This is a genomic window from Paucibacter sp. TC2R-5, from assembly GCF_025717605.1.
Lineage (GTDB): Bacteria > Pseudomonadota > Gammaproteobacteria > Burkholderiales > Burkholderiaceae_C > Paucibacter_A > Paucibacter_A albus.
This window is the reverse complement of the sequence record NZ_JAJIRQ010000004.1, coordinates 434,096-451,296: the sequence shown is the minus strand read 5'-3', so window position 1 is coordinate 451,296 and position 17,201 is coordinate 434,096. Positions and strand designations below refer to the sequence as shown.

At 63.1% G+C, this 17,201-nt stretch carries 15 protein-coding genes; 10 read left to right on the top strand and 5 right to left on the bottom strand.

What is annotated here, in order from left to right; genetic code table 11:
- Positions 1-36 precede the first annotated feature (36 nt).
- On the top strand, positions 37-2,076 hold the full coding sequence (locus tag LNV08_RS12160; RefSeq protein ID WP_263533957.1) for a putative bifunctional diguanylate cyclase/phosphodiesterase: 2,040 nt from the start codon (positions 37-39) through the stop codon (positions 2,074-2,076).
- Positions 2,077-2,117: 41 nt separating this feature from the next.
- On the opposite strand, the gene LNV08_RS12155 is transcribed toward LNV08_RS12160, so the two are convergent.
- Complete coding sequence (locus tag LNV08_RS12155; protein ID WP_263533956.1) at positions 2,118-3,731, bottom strand: oleate hydratase; 1,614 nt, start codon at positions 3,729-3,731, stop codon at positions 2,118-2,120.
- Between the two features lie 157 nt (positions 3,732-3,888).
- Positions 3,889-4,461 carry a Crp/Fnr family transcriptional regulator gene (locus LNV08_RS12150; protein WP_263533955.1) on the bottom strand — a complete coding sequence of 191 codons (573 nt, stop codon included), beginning with the start codon at positions 4,459-4,461 and terminating at the stop codon, positions 3,889-3,891.
- 106 nt (positions 4,462-4,567) lie between these two features.
- On the opposite strand from LNV08_RS12150, the gene LNV08_RS12145 reads away from it, so the two are divergent.
- The gene (locus tag LNV08_RS12145; RefSeq protein WP_263533954.1) at positions 4,568-4,855 is read left to right on the top strand and encodes a ribosomal protein L7/L12; all 288 of its coding nucleotides are present in this window, start codon (positions 4,568-4,570) and stop codon (positions 4,853-4,855) included.
- Here LNV08_RS12145 and LNV08_RS12140 read toward each other — a convergent pair.
- Complete coding sequence (locus LNV08_RS12140) at positions 4,850-8,350, bottom strand: ATP-binding protein (protein ID WP_263533953.1); 3,501 nt, start codon at positions 8,348-8,350, stop codon at positions 4,850-4,852. The genes LNV08_RS12145 and LNV08_RS12140 overlap by 6 nt on opposite strands.
- 109 nt (positions 8,351-8,459) lie before the next feature.
- Between LNV08_RS12140 and LNV08_RS12135 the strand changes: the two genes are divergently transcribed.
- Both LNV08_RS12135 and LNV08_RS12130 read left to right on the top strand, forming a co-directional pair.
- Positions 8,460-9,062: a 2-hydroxychromene-2-carboxylate isomerase gene (locus tag LNV08_RS12135; RefSeq protein WP_263533952.1), complete on the top strand. Its 603-nt coding sequence runs from the start codon at positions 8,460-8,462 to the stop codon at positions 9,060-9,062.
- Positions 9,063-9,267: 205 nt separating this feature from the next.
- Positions 9,268-9,447 carry a hypothetical protein gene (locus LNV08_RS12130; RefSeq protein ID WP_263533951.1) on the top strand — a complete coding sequence of 60 codons (180 nt, stop codon included), beginning with the start codon at positions 9,268-9,270 and terminating at the stop codon, positions 9,445-9,447.
- 251 nt (positions 9,448-9,698) lie between these two features.
- On the opposite strand, the gene LNV08_RS12125 is transcribed toward LNV08_RS12130, so the two are convergent.
- Complete coding sequence (locus LNV08_RS12125) at positions 9,699-10,625, bottom strand: LysR family transcriptional regulator (protein WP_263533950.1); 927 nt, start codon at positions 10,623-10,625, stop codon at positions 9,699-9,701.
- 102 nt (positions 10,626-10,727) lie between these two features.
- Between LNV08_RS12125 and LNV08_RS12120 the strand changes: the two genes are divergently transcribed.
- The 6 genes from LNV08_RS12120 to LNV08_RS12095 all read left to right on the top strand — a co-directional run bounded on the left by LNV08_RS12120 (position 10,728) and on the right by LNV08_RS12095 (position 15,476).
- Positions 10,728-11,393 carry an RraA family protein gene (locus LNV08_RS12120; RefSeq protein ID WP_263534088.1) on the top strand — a complete coding sequence of 222 codons (666 nt, stop codon included), beginning with the start codon at positions 10,728-10,730 and terminating at the stop codon, positions 11,391-11,393.
- Between the two features lie 11 nt (positions 11,394-11,404).
- Complete coding sequence (locus LNV08_RS12115) at positions 11,405-12,070, top strand: RraA family protein (RefSeq protein WP_263534087.1); 666 nt, start codon at positions 11,405-11,407, stop codon at positions 12,068-12,070.
- Positions 12,067-12,693 (top strand): RraA family protein, encoded by a 627-nt coding sequence (locus tag LNV08_RS12110; RefSeq protein ID WP_263533949.1) that lies wholly within the window; start codon positions 12,067-12,069, stop codon positions 12,691-12,693. Before LNV08_RS12115 ends, LNV08_RS12110 begins: the two co-directional genes overlap by 4 nt.
- Complete coding sequence (locus tag LNV08_RS12105) at positions 12,690-13,904, top strand: pyridoxal phosphate-dependent aminotransferase (RefSeq protein ID WP_263533948.1); 1,215 nt, start codon at positions 12,690-12,692, stop codon at positions 13,902-13,904. Before LNV08_RS12110 ends, LNV08_RS12105 begins: the two co-directional genes overlap by 4 nt.
- Positions 13,905-14,386: 482 nt before the next feature.
- Positions 14,387-15,082: a PEP-CTERM sorting domain-containing protein gene (locus tag LNV08_RS12100; RefSeq protein ID WP_263533947.1), complete on the top strand. Its 696-nt coding sequence runs from the start codon at positions 14,387-14,389 to the stop codon at positions 15,080-15,082.
- A gap of 43 nt (positions 15,083-15,125) precedes the next feature.
- Positions 15,126-15,476, top strand: coding sequence for a hypothetical protein (locus LNV08_RS12095; RefSeq protein WP_263533946.1), 351 nt, complete (start codon positions 15,126-15,128; stop codon positions 15,474-15,476).
- Between the two features lie 120 nt (positions 15,477-15,596).
- On the opposite strand, the gene LNV08_RS12090 is transcribed toward LNV08_RS12095, so the two are convergent.
- Positions 15,597-17,096 carry a serine hydrolase domain-containing protein gene (locus LNV08_RS12090; protein WP_263533945.1) on the bottom strand — a complete coding sequence of 500 codons (1,500 nt, stop codon included), beginning with the start codon at positions 17,094-17,096 and terminating at the stop codon, positions 15,597-15,599.
- Positions 17,097-17,201: the final 105 nt, after the last annotated feature.

Sequence of the window (17,201 nt, the reverse complement as noted above, 5' to 3'; positions counted from 1 at the left end):
TCCAAGCACCTCAACCACCAATCAGCGATGGACACCTTGAGCACAAAGGGACCCGCCCTCAGCAAGGACGAGACAGCAGCGCGCCCCAAGCGTCTGACGCTGCGCCAACGGGTGGTTTGGGGCGCTGCCGGCTTGGCATTGCTGGCTTTGGTGATGCTGCTGCTGGCGCGCGCCGCTTTTGAGCGCATGGATGAGGCGCAGGCCCGCTCCAACGCCGCCCATCATCTGACGCTGGACGGCCAAAGGCTGCTGCGCTTGAGTGGCGAACTGCTGCTCTCACAAGGTGCCAAGAGCGCACGTGAAGCGCTTGCCCGGACCATGACGCATGTGTCCGACGATCTGGCTGCCTTGCCGCAGAGTGACCCGGTGAGTGCCGAGGCCGCGCTCAAGTGGCCGCAGTTGAAGACCCATATCGACGACTTGCTGGCGCTGCGCCTGATTGATGCCCAGGACGACTCCACCTTGATCGCTTATGGCCGCCTGGCCAAGGACATGGAGGCCTTCAAGCCCATCTTGCTGGCCGCCCAGGACCGCGCCGAGCGAACAGCCAGTGACGAACTCAAGGCCGGCGAGCTCTGGTTGGTCGGTGGCCTGCTCGGCCTGACCGCGCTGACCGCTCTTGCAGGTATAGGCTTGGTGCGCTTGCTCGACCATCAACTCGGCGGCGACCCCGGCCTGGCCCGGCGCATCGCCAGATCCATCGCCAAGGGCGACCTGGACAGCCCGGTCCCGGTTTCGCCACAGCATCCCAAAAGCGTGCTGGCTGCGTTGGAGCATGTGCGGATGCGCCTGCTGGAGCGCCGGGCCATCGAAGCGCAGGTGCAGTACATGGCGCGCCACGATTCCTTGAGCGGCGCCTTCAACCGGGCCAGCTTCAATGAGCTGCTGAATATCGCCTTCGCCCAAGCGAGGCGTGGCAGCCGGGGCCTGGCGGTGCTCTACCTCGACCTCGATCATTTCAAGGCCGTCAACGACAGCCTCGGCCACGCGCATGGCGACGAAGTCATCCGCATCACCGCCCAGCGCCTGCGCGAACTGCTGCGTCTGGGTGATCACCTGGCACGCTTAGGGGGCGATGAATTCGCCGTCATCCTGCAGCAAATTGCGAGCCCGCAAGACCTGGAGGTGCTGGCCCAGCGCATCATCGATGCGCTGACCCAGCCGGTCATGCTGGCCGGCAAGGCCGCTCGCGTCGGCGCCAGCATAGGCATCGCCCAATACAGCGCCGAGGTGGTCGATTGCGAAGACTGGATGCACAAAGCCGACCTCGCCATGTACCGCGCCAAGACCCAAGGACGCGGCTGCTGGAGCCTCTATGACGAGCAACTCGATGACAAGCTCAAAGGCCAGCGCGAGTTGATGAGCGATCTGCGCGCAGCCATAGGCAGCTCGCAGATGAGCCTGGATTACCAACCCATCTTTGCCCATGGCGGCGAGCACCTGCTCGGCTACGAAGCGCTGCTGCGTTGGGAGCACCCGCAGCTCGGCCCGCTGCTGCCGCAGGCCTTCATTGAACCGGCCGACGCCGCCGGCTTGATGGAAGCCTTTGGGGACTGGGTGTTGCAGCAGGCCTGCGCCGAAGCGATGCGCTGGCCCAGCCCGCTGACGGTGTCGGTCAATCTGGCCGCGAGCCAGCTCTTGCACGGCAAGCTGATCAAGAGCGTGACCGCCGCACTCAAGTCCAGCGGCCTGCCGGCGCTACGCTTGAACCTCGAAATCAACGAGGCCATCCTGCTACCCCAACGTGAGGCCGTGGCCCGTACCTTGGAGGGCCTGAGCCACTTAGGCACGGGCATCGTGATGGACGACTTCGGCTCCGGCCCGGCCAGCCTGTCCTATCTGTGGCGCGGCCAGTTTGACAAGCTCAAGATCGACCGCAGCCTGATTGAAGCGCTGGACACCGACCCCCATGCCCAGCAGGTGGTCGGCTCCATCATCGCGATGGCGCAAGCGCTGGGCCTGCAAGTCAGCGCAGCCGGCGTCGAGCGCAGCGGCCAGTTGGCTCAGCTGAATCAACTCGGCTGCAACGAGGTGCAGGGATTCTTGCTGGGGCGGCCCGCGCCGATGAAGGCCTAGTGTGGCCTTGCCACCTGCGTTGGCGCGGTCCGCCGCAGGCCCTATTTCAAGGCCTTCACCAAGGCCTCGAACTGCGTCTTCACCGACTTGTCATGCGGGGTGATGGCCGGCACCGGGCGGGCCACGTTCAGCAACTCGTACACCGCCATTTGAGCGGCACGCACGGAATACTCGACAGTGAACACCACGTCGTCAGCGATCTCGACAAACTGGCTGATGAAGGCCAGGTTCTTCGAATTCTTGGGCACCGGCAAGGGCCGATCGCTGTGGGCCCGCGGCATGAACATGCTGGTGATGTAGGGCATGCGGCAGGGGATGCAGTTGGCCTGGGCCACCGCGTCCAGATCAAAGCGCAAATGGCCGCAGAGCTCACGCAGGATCTCCGCGCCGCTGCAGTCGGCCATCGGTTTGGCCACAAAGTTGCCGATCCGGTCGGGGAATAAGGCATAGCCCCAGAACACCTGCACCTCGGCCGGCTGATTGGCGAAATGCGGCTGGTGCGCCAGCACGATGGACATCAGCCAGTTGGAGTCCTTGAAGGTCACCAGGCCGCCGGTGCCGGCCTCGTTGCCACTGAAAGCCTGCATCTTGTCGAAGAACCGCGTGTCCTTCAGCGTCACCGTGAACGAAGCCCACATCGACTCGGCAATGCTGCTGTTGAAGGCGGCAGGGTTACCAAACTCGGGCCGACCCTGGGCCAGCTTTTCCCAGAGCTGCCAGCCGCCGCTGTCGTGCTTGTTCAAGGCCGGCGGCGCGCTGTGCATGCTGCCCAGGCTGGACGCATCGGTCATCGAGCCATTCTGGAAGAACACCAGATCCCCTTCCCTGACGACGATGCGCTCGGCCGCACCGGCACGCTGGCACTCAATCGCCGTCACCACAAACTGGCCGTCTTGCTCGGCATGAATCAGATCGGTGACCTTGCAATCCGGTATGAAGCGCACGCCTTGCGCCTGCAACCAAGCCTGCAAGGGCCGCACCAGCGAGTCATATTGGTTGTAGACCGTACGCTTGACGCCGCCCAGCGTTTCAATGCGGGAGAACTCCAACATGAAGCGATGCAGATAACGCTTGAACTCAACGGCGCTGTGCCAGGGCTGGAAGGCGAAGGTGGTGGCCCACATAAACCAAAACTCGGTCTCAAAGAAGGCCGGCGACAACCAGTCGGTGATGGCCGAGCTGCCCAGCGCCTCCTCGCTGGCTTGGCTGAGCTTGAGCAGCTCAAGCCGGTCGCTCATCGTGAAACCCATAGCTTCCACCGGCATCTTGGCGCGCTGGCGGTTGACCAGGCGCGCCATTGAATGAGCTTGGTGCTTTTCATTGAAGGCCAGCGTTTCCTCGAACACGCTTTGCCCGGCATGCTCTAGCGAGGGGATGGTCTTGAACAGATCCCAGGTGCATTCGTAGTTATCCGTGGTCAGCATGCGGCCGCCGCGCAGCGAATAGCCGCTTGCGGCGTCGCCCGCGCCATCCAGGCTGCCGCCCATCAAGGGCAGCGCCTCCAGGATAGTGATGTTGGCGCCCGGCACCTGGGCGTCGCGGATCATGAAGGCGGCGGCCGCCATCGAGCCTATGCCGCCGCCCAGCAAATAAGCCTTGAGCTGGGTGCGATTGATACTGGAACTGGAACTGGAACTGGAAACTGAGGTTTGCATGGCGAAAGCCTGACTGAAAAGAAAAGGGCCCGGCATCACCGCCCTGCACAAAATTCACAGGGAGGTGATGAAGAGCCCACAGCTTCGCCGGCTTCGTCTGCGCGTCAAATGATCTGAATCAATCGCGAGGTCGCGGCTTCTCCGCCCTTGATCTGCATCAAACCCGCAAGCGCTTACGGATCCGGCTCAAGGCCTCCGGCGTGACGCCCAGGTAATGCGCTATGTCCCGTACTTGTATGCGCTTGGCCAAGGCCGGATAGGTCTGCAAAAAGGACTGGTAACGCTCTTCGGGGCGCATGGTGAGCAGTTCGCGCTCGCGCTGCTCCTTGCGCACGATATGGCTTTGCAGCAGCTGCGAAATCGCCCGCTGCCAGGCCGGGTGAAGGGCCATCAACCGCTTCATCGCGGCGTAATCGATTTGTTCGACCTGGCAGTCCTCCAGCGCCACGGCACCGTAGTCGGTCTTAAGGCCGGCAACCAAGACATTGGGGCAGGCAAAGAAGTCGCCCTCGCCAATGAAGGACTTGATCCATTCCTCGCCCTCCGCGTTGGTATAGCTGAGTTTGACCAAGCCACCACGCAGCACATAGACGAAGGGCTGCCACTCGCCGGGCGCAAAAATATCGACGCCCTTGGTAAATTGGCCGAGTTGGTAAGCCGGTGCCAAAAAATCCCAGTCTGGCAAGGCTTGATCGGCGGCTTTTTCTAAAAGGATTCGGGTTTGTTGCATGGCTGTGGTGGAGTCTACTTGGGCTCGCCTGGGCCCACTGGTCTCACAAGGCTACTGGGCCAAGGCTGCTAGCATCGCTCGGCGCGCATGAACCCTGGAGCCTCGGATGAACAACGACACTTTCTTCGTCCTGACACTGCTGGCCCTGGCCATCGCCTTGTCCCAGCTGGTGGGCATTCACACGCGGCTGCGGGAGAGCGAAGCCAAGCTGAACGCCTTGCTCACACATATGGGCATCAAGTGGGGCCAGTACGCCGAACCGTCAGATGAAGTCAAAGCCCTGGCCAAGGACCCGAAAGCAAAAATTGCGGCAATCAAGGCCTACCGTGAGCAAACCGGACTGGGTCTGAAGGAAGCGAAAGACGTGATTGAAAAGCTTGGTGCGAGCTCATAGCCGAATCACATTGACCGCCTCGCCGAACACCGCCCGCACCAAAGGCAGCAGATGCGCATGGTGACTCAGAAAAATCACCTGGGTACGCTCTGACAGCGCAGCCAATGCCCGCAAGGCGGCCTCGGCGCGGGTGTCGTCGTAGTTGATGAATAAATCATCGGCGACAAAGGGCAAGGCATGAACCGGATTTTGCTCGATATGCAGCTCCAAGGCTGCCAAGCGCAGCGCCATAAACAGCTGGTCGCGGGTGCCTTCGCTCATGCCGCCCACGCCGACCAGCCGGCCATCGGCGCGCAGGCCGTGCAGGCTCAGCGGCTGCGCCTCGAAGTCAACGCTGAGGCGCTGAAACGAGCCCAGGGTCAGCGCGGCAAATATTTCGCCGGCCCGCCCCAACATCGGACCCTGCTTGGTTTCGCGGTAACGATCGATGGCCCATTTCAGCAGGCGTGAGGCGGTGTAGACCTTGACATAGCGCTCGGCCGCATTGGCCATCTTGGCCAACGCGTCTTGGCGCTGACCCTCGGCGCGCGCAGCATCGTCCTGCCCCGCAATCAGGCCCAGAGCCGTCTGCGCTTTATCGAGTTCGGCGCTCAAGCCCTCGCTTTGCTGTTGCGCTTCAACGATCTGGCGCGCCAGCTCGGCCACAGCCACCGAGATCTGCGTCCCATCCACGCCCGCTACCTCGGCCTCGAGCGCAGCGAGGCTGAGCCCATCATCGCCCTCGGCCAGCGCGCTCTGCGCAGCCCGCAGCGCGGCTTCGGCCACACGGCGCTGGTCAGAACTCGCGATGCAATCCCGCAGGCCGGCCAGCTCGCTCACACCGGCCTGCCGCAAGAGCGGCTGTAAACGCGCCCTAGCTTCGCTCAGCCGCAGCCCGGCCGCATCCGCCTTGTTTTGCAGGCCGGCCAGCTCCAGGCGCAGGCGCTGCGCTTCTTCCTGGGCACGCTGGGCGGCTCCCAACTGGCTCAGCAAGGTCTGCACGCTCGCATCGACCGGGCCGCCGAGGTCCAGCTTCAAGCTGCGCGCACAAGCCTGCCACTCCAGCTCGAAGTCGCTCAGCTCGCGTTGCATGCGCTCGATCCGCCGCAGGCGCAGATCGCGCATCTGCTGCAAGCCGGCGTCGATGTCCGACCAAGACGCGCAGACCTGCTCGGCGGCATCCGCCAGCACCGTCTCGGGCAAGCTCATTGCTTGCAAGGCCTGCGCCCAAGCCTGCTGCCACTGGGCAAACTCGGCCTGTGCAGCCTGCCGCTTGTCCAGCAGCTGGCTGGCGGCATGGCGGCCCTGCTCGATTTGCCGCGACAAAGCCTCGGCGCGCACCGTGGCCGCCGCCGCCGCGCCCATGGCTTGGTCGGCCATCAGCATCAGGGTCTCCAGCGCCTCGGCCTGGTCAAAAGCAATCTGGGCTGCGCGCAAGCCGCCGGCCAAACCCGCCCAGGCCTCGGCCGCCTGCTGGCTGACAGCCTGCTGCTCTTGCACGGCCTCCTCCAACTGATCCTGCGCTTCCAACACGCGCTGACGCGCCTGCCGCAAGGCTTCCAGGTCCAAAGCCGCCAGCCCGCCCAGGCCCAGGCTTTCGCTCAGAGCCTGCCACTCGGCGGCCAGCGCTGAGGCAAGGTCGGCCTGCTGGCCATGCGCCAGCGCCATTGCCTCCCTCTGCTGGCGCAGCCTGGCCAAAGCGTCCAATTTGGCCTGCAACTCGCTGGCCTCGCGCGCTTTGGCGTGACGCTGGTCGGCCATACCGTCGGCCTGCGCCATGCTGGCCTCGAAGCCTTGAGCAGCCTGCTGCAGCGCCGCCTCGCCCAGCTTGATGCGCTGCCATTGGGCGTTACGCTGTTCGCGCGCCTGCGCCAGATCGGCGGAAGAAACCGGTTGATGGGCCTGGGTGTATTGCTTGATCTCCAGCTCGAGTGCCGACTCATCGGCCCGCAGCTCGGCGAGCCGCTCCTGCAGAGCCTGCAACTTGCTTTGTGCATCAAGCTGGCGCTGCAAGCGCTGCTGCATCGCCGCCTCGGAGGGCAGGCTCAGCGCGCGCAGCGCCGCCATATCCAGATCGGCCCGGCCCCAGGCGCCCAGACCGCTGCGTGCGTTCAAGAGCTCCCGCTCGGCGCGCTGGCGCCTGAGCTCCACCCGGGCCAGCGTGGCGCGCACGTCGCCCAGCGCTCGGGCTCGGCTCAGGGCCAAACCCAAGCTGGCCGGCAGCTTGACCCCGCCTTGCCCTTGCCCTTGGGCCTGCAAAGCCAAGGCCTGCAGCTCGGCCGCCTTGTCGGCCTCGGCGCTGAGCGCGGTGCGGCATGCAAGGTCGAGCAGACCATAACGCTTGGCCAAAGCGGCAAAGCCGGCGCGCACCGGCAACGGCGGCACGCGCAGCGTTAAGGCTTGCTCATCCAGCTCGGGCCACCCCAGGCGGCGCAGCTGGGCCGCAATCTGCTGCCAGTGACCGCTCAACTCGGCGCGGCAGGCCTCGATTTCCCGGCCATGGCCGCGCACCTGCTGGCGGCGCTGCTCCAGCGCCAAGATTTCCCCCTCTTGGCGCAGCAAGTCCTCATCCACCTGCAGCGCCGCGAGCCGCTCCGCCGCCGCCTGCGCCTGGCCCATCAACAGCTCCTGCGTGCGCCCAGCAGTGGCCAACTCCAGTTCAAGCTCGCCCAGCACAAGCGCCGCATCCGCCGGCAGCAAGACCACATGCTGCAGCTCCGTCAGGCTGGCCTGCGCAGCGGCGATCTGCCGCAGGCTAGGCGCCACCCGGCGTACACGCTCAAACACGCTGCGCTGCAAGGCCAGTCCGTGCATCTGGGTGCGCAGCGCCTGCCGGGCTTGCTCCAGCTCGGCCACTTTGGCGCGCGCGTCCAACCATTCTTTGGTGCGCACGGTGGCGGCCTTCAAGGCCAGGTCGGCCGCGGCCAAATCGTCGCTGGCGGCGTAATAAGCACGCTCACCGGAGCGGCGCTTGGCCCAGAGCTTGTCGGCCTCGGCATCGAGCCGCTCGCGCACCGCGCCCAAACTGCCGATGCCGGCAGCCGACTGGAACAGAATCTGCCCCAAATCGTTGGAGGCGCTCAGAATCGCCTTGCCGCCTGCCTCCAGCCGCCCGTGGTCCAGCCCGAACATCTGCTCAAAAAAGCTCCGGTCGCTGGACCCCAAGAAGGCCGCCAGGGCCGACTCGGGCAAGACCTGACCCCGCGCGTCGAACAAAGACTTGTTGCGCGCCTTGCTGCGCTCAAATTGCAGCTTCAACTCACCCAGCGACAAGATCGCCCCCAAGCGCATATCGGCCTTGGCATGCAAAAAGTCGTAGCTGGAGCGCGTCTCGATGCCGAACAGCAGGTCGAGGATGGCGTTGCGGGTGGTTGACTTACCGGCCTCATTGGCACCGACGACAAAATGAAAATCGCGAGCAATTGGCGCTGCTGGGGTAGCGCCGGGGGCAGGGAACTCCAGGCGCTGATCGGTGAACTTGCCGTAGCGAAGCAGGTCTAGTTCTTGGATGCGCATGGGTAGGTTTCGGCTTGTTTTCGCGGCTCAGACATGGCGGCGATGGTAAGCCAAGCTCAAGCCCTGCTTGCGCCCTACAATCCGCGCCAAATCACCGGAGTGAATCCCCATGACAGCGCCCATCGACTTCTATTTCGACTTTGCCTCGCCCTATGGCTATATTGCCTCGGAGCAGATCGACCAGATCGCCGCTCGCCATGGCCGCACGGTGACTTGGCGTGCCATCGTGCTGGATGCAAACTTCCAGTCGCTGGAGCGCATCCGCATCCCCAACAACATCATGCGCAGCGACTACATCCGCCGTGATGCCGAACGGCTGGCCGCTTTTTACGGTGTGGAATACCGCACCCCCAGCAATCTGGGCGCCCATACCGAGCAAGCCGCCAGGATTTTTCACTGGATACATGACCGCCAACCTCAGCGGGGCCGGGACTTCGCCAGCCGCGTCATGAAGGCCTATTTCGTCGACGACCAGAACATCGCCTCCGAAGAAGTGCTGGAAGCGCTGTGCACCGAGATGGGTATGAGCACCGAAGACTTCGCCGAAGCCAGCGCCAACCCGGCCAGCCGCTCGCGCCTGAAGGCCGAGGTTGACATGGCCGAAGCCCGCGGCGTTTTCGGCTCGCCCTTCTTCATCGTTGAAGGCGAGCGCTTCTGGGGCAATGACCGGCTGCCGCAGCTGGAGCGTTGGTTGGCCAGCGGGCCTTACTGAGGGAAGCTGAACCGGTTGACTGAAAAGTGCCTGGAGCTACCAGGCGGTCTTGGCTGCTTGGAGGCAATACGCAAAGCCTGACCCTCTCGCCTATGCCTGTCTCGCCCGTTTTTCTTTTATCCCTTTCGTCCCCTTCATCCTGGCCGAAAATTTCCTCCGGTGCAGCCGCCACTAGTCTTCGCCTAAATAACGATTTCCGAACGACTTGTACGAGCAAGAAATCGGAGCCTGGCTGGAGGGGATAGAGTGGATAAGAAAAAAGATTGCTGCGAAGCTGGCACAGCTGGGGCTTGAGCAGAACCTTGTTTACGCCGTTTCGCAAGCGATGGACTCCTCTTTTGCCCAAAGCGGCTATTCGCCGGGGCTCGATCAACTCACGCAATAGCCCTGTTGCGGTCATCCGCAAGCTCAGATGGGGGGGGGCGCGAAAAGCTGAACCTCTCCGCGCCATATCTTTTGCCAGATAAGCCGCCACTTGTAAGTGGGCCACCAGCGCTTGCCTGCGCATCTTTCAGCGTTGGTACACGAGCGCCGGTGGGGCGCTAGAGTAACGGCTGTCGGTGCTACGACAAGGCAGTTCGCGTTTCTGCCGGTCTCGCACGCTGCAAACCTGTGGAGACCGCCTCAGGCAGGTGCCTAGACTCTGCTAGAGCGCCTGGCCCGCGGAACGGTTGGGGTGATCTTCAGAATCTCCAGCGCAGAAGACAAGGCGGGGTTGGTTGATTTCGAGCTCCATGCCGCGGCGGTGGTTACAACCTCCACCATCTGGGCTAAGGGCTTAAACACCACGCTGTCTGGCGCCATGCGCTTGAGCGTCGCCGGAACTAGTGCGATGCCCTGGCCACAGCCTACCGAGGCGACTTGCGTGGTCACGCTGCGCACTTCATGGAGGATGCGCGGCGAGAAGCCGCTGGCCTGGCACAGCGCAATGATGCGGTCGAAGAAGATCGGGCTTACGCGGCGGCTGAACATCACGAAAGAGTCCGCAGCAAGATCTGAAAGCGCGATGCGCCGGCGCCGGGCTAGGCGGTGCTGGGCAGGCAGTGCGACAAGCAGTTGGTCCTGCGCCATCGTGAAGGTTTGCACATCGCTCCCAAGATCCCCCTCCAAGCGAGCAAAGGCCAAGTCCACATCCCCTGCAAGCAGCGCCGGAATGGCGTCGACGGTGTCGATCTCACGAACCGAAAGGGTCAATTTTGGGTGCTGTTGGCGAAGCCGCTCCAGAAAGGGTGGTAGTACGTCCAACATGGCTGAAGATATGGCGCCAATGGTCAGCATGCCTGTCTGACCTGCAATGGCCTCTTGCACCGCCAGCTCCAACTGCTCCATTTGCAGCAGGAATTTGCGCACCGCTGGCAGGATGGCCTGCCCAACTGGGGTCAGCTGGGTCCCCAAGCGCGAACGCACGAATAGCTTTGCTTTGAGTGCCTGCTCTAGGACTTGTATCTGTTCGGTCAGTGGCGGCTGTGACATACCCAAACGCTTGGCGGCGCGGCCAAAGTTCTGCTCCTCCGCCACCGCGAGGAACAGCCATAGGTGACGCATGAGGCGGAAATTGATCATGGTTTATTCATAGGTTGGGCATATCAGAACGATCCTGATATCGGAATTTACAGAATGATCACGCCGACCGACAGTAGTGACATCAACTTTAGTCACACCGTCATGCCTGCAGACTTCCTTGCCCGACTGGAGCGCCTGGACACCACCACTGTCTCGGACGCGCTTGACTTCCTCTCCCTGCCCGGCGCCACCGTGGGCCTGCGCCCCCTGTGGAATTGCCCCCGCATCGTGGGCCGTGCCAGCACCGTACAGCTAGGCCCTAAGACCGATAGCTCACCGACGGTGCATCTGATTTCGCCTGTGATCGCCGCTATCACCGCCGGCGACCGGATCCTGGTGATTACTGGCGGCATCGACGGTGTCTCCTGCTGGGGTGACATCCTGGCCAACGCGGCCAAGGTCAAGGGCATCCGTGGCACGGTAATCGACGGCTTCAGCCGCGACATCGACGCCAATGAGGAGATTGCATACCCGATATACGGGCGAGGTGCCACGATGGTCAGCGCACGCAATCGCGTGGTGCAAGTCAATGCCGGGCAACCCATCAACGTGGCGGGCGTCACTGTGGCGGAAGGGGACTATGTGATCGCCGACCGCTGCGGCTCGGTATTTGTCCCAGCATCACGTATCGATGAGGTGTTGGATCTGGCAGAGCGAATCGCGCGACGCCAGGACGGCATGGCCCAGGCCGTTCGTGCCGGTCGTTCGGTCGAAGACGTCATGCACGACAAGGAATTCGAAGCCATCAACTCGGGAGCCCCGAAATGAACTCACGAGAAATGAACGCACAAGATCGCGAATTGGTCGCCCTCTTCGAGGGTTTGGACACGCCGGGCGTCTCCGATGCACTGGACAAGCTCGGCATTCCGGGCCAGTGCCTGGGCATCATGCCGCTGACCGAATACCGTGGCGCCGTGGTCGGCCCGGCTTTCACCGTCAAATACGTGAGCTGCGGTCAGCCCGCTGGCACGGTCGGTGACTTCATCGACGACGTGGCCGAAGGCGACGTGATCGTCATTGACAACGATGGTCGCACCGACGCCACTGTCTGGGGCGACATCATGACCCAGTACGCTGGCTTGCGTGGCATTGCCGCCACCGTGATCGACGGCGTCTGCCGCGACGTGGCCAAGGCGCTGGGGGACGGCTATCCGCTATTCACTCGCGGCCGGTTCATGCGCACAGGCAAGGAACGTGTCGAGGTGCTTGCAGTGAACCAGCCGGTGGCCATCGGCACGGCGCGCGTGGTGTCCCGGGACATCGTGGTGGCCGACGCCAACGGCGTGGTCGTCGTACCGCGCGCAAGGGCGGCCGAGGTGGCCGGGGAAGCGCACCGAATTGAGGCCGCGGAATCGCAGATCCGCGAGTTGATCGCGCAAGGGCAGACGCTGGGCGAAGCCCGCGCGCGGCTTGGCTACCACCGGCTGCAGACGAGGAACGCATGAGCCACGCATCCCAGAGCGCCCTTGCGCTCGCCCTCGGCGCATCAACCCTCTACGAAGCATCCGGTCTGCCATGCGCGCTCGACCCTGCAATCCGTCCGGTGTGGACTGGCGCTGCGGTCGCTGCCCCGGCCTACCCGGTGCGCTGCTCCCCTGGAGATAACCTCGCCATTCACCTTGCAGTGGAGCGGGCGCCGCGGGGCAGCGTGCTCGTCGTCACCACCGACGACTTCCTGGCGGGCTATTGGGGCGAGGTGCTTACCGTCGCCGCTGAGGCCGCAGGCATCGTGGGCCTGGTGATTGACGGCGGCGTGCGCGACGTCGCGGCGATGGCGCGCCGTCGCTTCCCGGTCTTCTCGCGCGGCATTTCCGTGTGCGGCACGATCAAGGCGAGCGTGCCATCGGTCGGCCAGCAGATCCTGATGACCGGGGTTCAGATCGCCGCCGGCGACATGGTGGTCGCCGATGAAGATGGTGTGGTCGTCCTTCCAAGTGCCCGGATCGACGACATCCTGGCGGCTGGTGAAGCAAGGTCACAGAAGGAAGCTGACTTCATGGCACGACTGGCCCGCGGCGAGACGACCGTGGATCTGCTCGGGCTTTCGGCATGGCGGGCGAGCGTATGAACGAAACGACGCAGCGTTTGAATGTCCATCTTGCGGCCGCGCAGCCGTCAGCAACGTACCGGATGATCGACCGCGTGGCCGAACGCAGAGCATCCGGCGCACCCGTGATCTCGCTGAATGCCGGCGAGCCGGACTTCGACACCCCGACCCATGTGCGCCAAGCGGCCATCGACGCCATCAACGATGGCCACACCAGGTACACCCAGGTGGCCGGCCTGCGTGCCTTGCGCGAGGCGATTGCAGCGAAGTTCCGCGTTGAGAACGGCATCGACACGCGGTGGCAGGACACGCTGGTGTGCAGCGGCGGCAAGCAGGTGATTTACAACGCACTGGCCGCCACGCTGAACGCCGGAGACGAAGTCATCGTTCCGGCGCCGTACTGGGTCAGCTACCCGGAGATGGTGCAGTTGTGCGGCGCCAAGGCTGTCGTCGTCGCCTGCAGCGAGTCCAGCGGCTTCAAGCTGACGCCGCAGGCCCTTGCCGATGCAGTCACGCCGCGCACGCGCTGGCTCATCCTCAATTCGCCTTCTAACCCTACCGGCGCCGTGTACACCGCCGAAGAACTGCAGGCACTGGCCGAGGTGCTGCTGTGCCAGCCCCATGTGCTGGTGCTCAGCGACGACATCTACGAACACCTGATCTTCGACGGCGCACACTTCGCCACGATGGCGCAGGCAGAACCCCGCATGCGCGAGCGCACGTTGACGATGAACGGGGTCTCCAAAGCTTATGCCATGACCGGCTGGCGGATCGGCTTTGCGACCGGGCCGGCCTGGTTGCTGCAAGCCATGGAGAAGTTGCAGGGCCAGCAGACCTCAGGCGCCTGTTCCATCTCGCAACATGCAGCCCTGGCCGCGCTGACCGGGCCGCAGGATTTCGTGGAGTGCACCCGCGCCGTCTTCGAGCGCCGACGCGATGCGGTGGCAACCCGCCTGAATCGCATTCGTGGTCTGCGTTGTGCGAAACCGGCAGGCGCGTTCTATGCCTTCGCGTCCTGCGAGGGGCTGATCGGGCGTCGCAGCGCCGCGGGGCGCCTGCTCACATCAGACGAAGATGTGGCGTTGGCCATGCTGGACGAGAAAGGTGTCGCCGTCATGCCAGGCAGTGCCTTCGGGCTGGGGCCGTATCTGCGCATCGCCTACGCGATGGACGAGGCCTCGCTCGACAAGGCCTGCACGGCGATTCAAGAATTCGCCGATTCGACGAGCTGATGTCGGATCACAACGCCATGACGCCCCTTCGTGAGTTTGAGCGCCGGATCGAGCGACTGCTACGGGCACCGTGCCGGCGCCCACTTTGCTCATCCGAATGACAAGAACTGGCCGGGACCGTGAGGCTGCATCGTCGCCAGTAAGCCGCCGTTGACCAAAACGGTTGGAGAACCGAACGCCAGCTTTGCGGCGCCTGTTCGAACTGTCGGCCTGGCGCCGGCCGGGACATTTCGAGGGCCCTGAGTGCGTTGCAACTCCGTGCCCGGAGTTGCCACCAAAGCTTGCCATCGACAAAGGCAGGGGCTGCCCTTCGAGCGGAAAGACGCGCAAGATTCCATTCCTCAAGCCCCCTAAGTGGGTGGGACTGATCAGCTTCCCAGTAGCTACACTGCAACGCGATTTCTGCATGCCTATCTTCGCCGTGGCAATTGCTTGGGCGCAGGAAAATTGATTTATTAGGGAAAAAATCTATGCATAGCTTTATGACGTTGAAGGTTTTGAATGCGCTTGTGTTCCTGAGTACATTGACTCTGGTGGGTGCTGCTCATGCGGGTCCCATGGTCGGGCTGCAAGCTCGTGACCTAGATGGCAACGTTGACAACGGCCCAGAAGCTTTCTATGACCCGGCCCTCAACATCACCTGGTTGGCCGATGCCAATGTCAGGGGGCGGACACCAGAGGGTACTTACAACGGCATGGGAGGACTCAGCAGTTGGTATTCGGCCATGGAATGGGTTGCGAACCTTCAAGTCGGCGGCTTTGACGATTGGCGGCTTCCCAGCGCATTGAATCGCGATGGCAGCGCACCATGCACAGGCTTCAGCTGTACCTCTGGCGAGATGGGGCAGCTTTACTATGTGAGTCTGGGTAATGCATTTCAGAGCACGGAGCGTAAGGTCGGGGGATTCGTCCATTTAGAGACCTATCTGTATTGGACGAGCACGTCCGTACCAGATTCCGGCGCTTACGACAGGAAAAGAGTTTTTTCCCCCAACCTCTATGGAAACGGCTACAACGGACATCAAGACAGTTACCCTGGCTTTATTTCCACAGGAGCATATGCCATGGCCGTGCGCGATGGTGATGTGGCTAGCCCGGTGCCGGAGCCACAAACTCTAGCCTTGACCTTGATTGGGTTGACTGGCGTACTGTTGGCACGTCGGCGGCGAGTACTTTGAGGATTTGAAGCTTCGGTCTCTTTGGGTCTTTTGAGGGGGGTTGGTGGCGCTAGCCCCCAATCTTCTTTTTTGCACAGTCATGGCACGGTACGAACATCCGCCGATTTACAAGGCGGCGTTGGACTTGACGGTGCATATGGAGAAGCTGGTGGCAGGCTTCTCGCGCAATTACAAATACGTGCCGGGCACTGTGCTTGGATCTGCTGGCTCGGGAGAGTTGGCACACCTGCTCAACGCTTTACGCTGGGCTTCAAGCTTGGCTGCGAATGCCCGGTTTGGGCACACCACCGACCTTGGACCACGAATGCAAAATGCCAATTGCAACCGCCTGAATCTGGCGTTCGAGCAGAAAGAGCCAATGCCTGATCTTTCCCCCCCACTCTTGCCGCGATAGGCGGGCGGCGGCTCGGTTTTGACTCCTCATCGGCGCTACCCGCACGATACGGAAGGGTCTACGCGAGCAATTTGAGACCTCGCCTGCGCCTCGTCGCAAGGAACGAGAGAACAGAGCGATTCAGCGCAATGCGCCCAGGCGCAGCATCAACTGACTCCAGTTTTCCACGCCGTCCACCTGCCCTGCGGCATCGCGACGAAACCGAAAGGCTTCGCCCAGGCTGCCGTCATCACGCAGCACGCGAAATTCGTCCTTGCCCATTGATTTGAGCACTTGCATGTCGCCCGCCGGGTCATGGGTGGGCAAAGCCAGCAGTGCCATTTGCTCGCCCCAGGGCACGATCACCATTTCACTCGCCCAGGGCTGGGCGTTGTAGCGGCCGGCATAAGCCAGCAAATCAGCGCTTCCCACGGGCAGCTTCATGCCCTTCTCCATCAGCTTGCGGATCGGCTTGGTAAAGCGGGGGCCAAAGTCCTCGGTTTCATTGGCATTGCTCATGGCGGCCACGGCCAGTTCATCCTCCAATACCAGCGCCAGACTCGACTGGTAGCCAGGGCACAGACCGCTGTGGCCGGCCAGCGTCTGGTTGCCATCACGGTAGACCGCAAAGCCCAGACCCCAGGTCTCCTTGCCATCCGGGTTGGTCCATTGCACGCGCTGCATCTCCCGCAAGGTGGACACCTTCAACAACTCGCTGCCGCCCTGCTTGCGCAAGCGGAATTGCCAGGCTGCAAAGCGCGCCAAGTCTTCCACCGTGGAGCTGAACCCGGCCGCCGGTGTTATGCCGCCTGCGGCATAGGGCTTGAGCGCCTCACGTGCGCCGTCACGACGCGGCGCACTCCAACCTTGGGCCAGCCGCTTGCCCTGCAGTTCGGTGGGCAAGGCGGTGCGCGTGTCAGCCAACTGCAGCGGCGCCAGGATATGGCGCTGCACATAGTCCTCGTAAGGCATGCCCGACAACTGGGTGACCAACTCACCCAGCAAGGACATGCCCAGATTGCTGTACTGGAAGCGATCCGCCGCCCGCATAAAGCTGCTTTGCCCCGCCAAGGCTTGCATCATTTGCTCGCGCGTGGGGAACTTGAAATAGGGCGGAGTCCAGTAGGCAAAGTCGGCCTCGCGCGGCAAGCCGGACGAATGCGTCAGCAGGCTGCGCACGCTGATGGGGCCGCTGTCGGGGTCCGTTCGCTGCAGCGTGAAGCCGGGCAGCAGCTTGCCGATGTCATCGTCGAGCGAGAACTTGCCCTGCTCCCACAACTGCATCACCGCCACCGAGGTGAACAGCTTGGAGATGGAGCAGATGCCGTAGATGGTGTCGGTGCCGGCTGGGAGCTTGCCGGCGGCATCGAGCTTGCCGTAGCCCTTTTTCCACAAGAGCTCGGGGCCATGCTGCAGCGCCACCGAGAGCGCCGGGACACGTTCGTAGGCCACTTGCGCATCGAGCCAGAGGTCCAGCAGCCGCAACACGTCTTGCGGCTGGGTCGGCGGTGCGGATGGCGGCGCCGCTGGCGCGGCAGCGCTCAAAACAGGGTTGCTGGCCTGCTGCGCAGCGGCAGCGCCGGCCAGCAAAAAGGTACAGGCCAGTGCCAGGCGGCTCCACCGGACGGATCTTGAATGCATCTTGCGTTTCCTCTGCTCACCAAGCGGGCAGAGGCATCCTATAGCAGCCGGCACAACAAGCAAACTTGGCGTTAGCCCTGATTTCTCAGCCTGCTGCCAGATCCA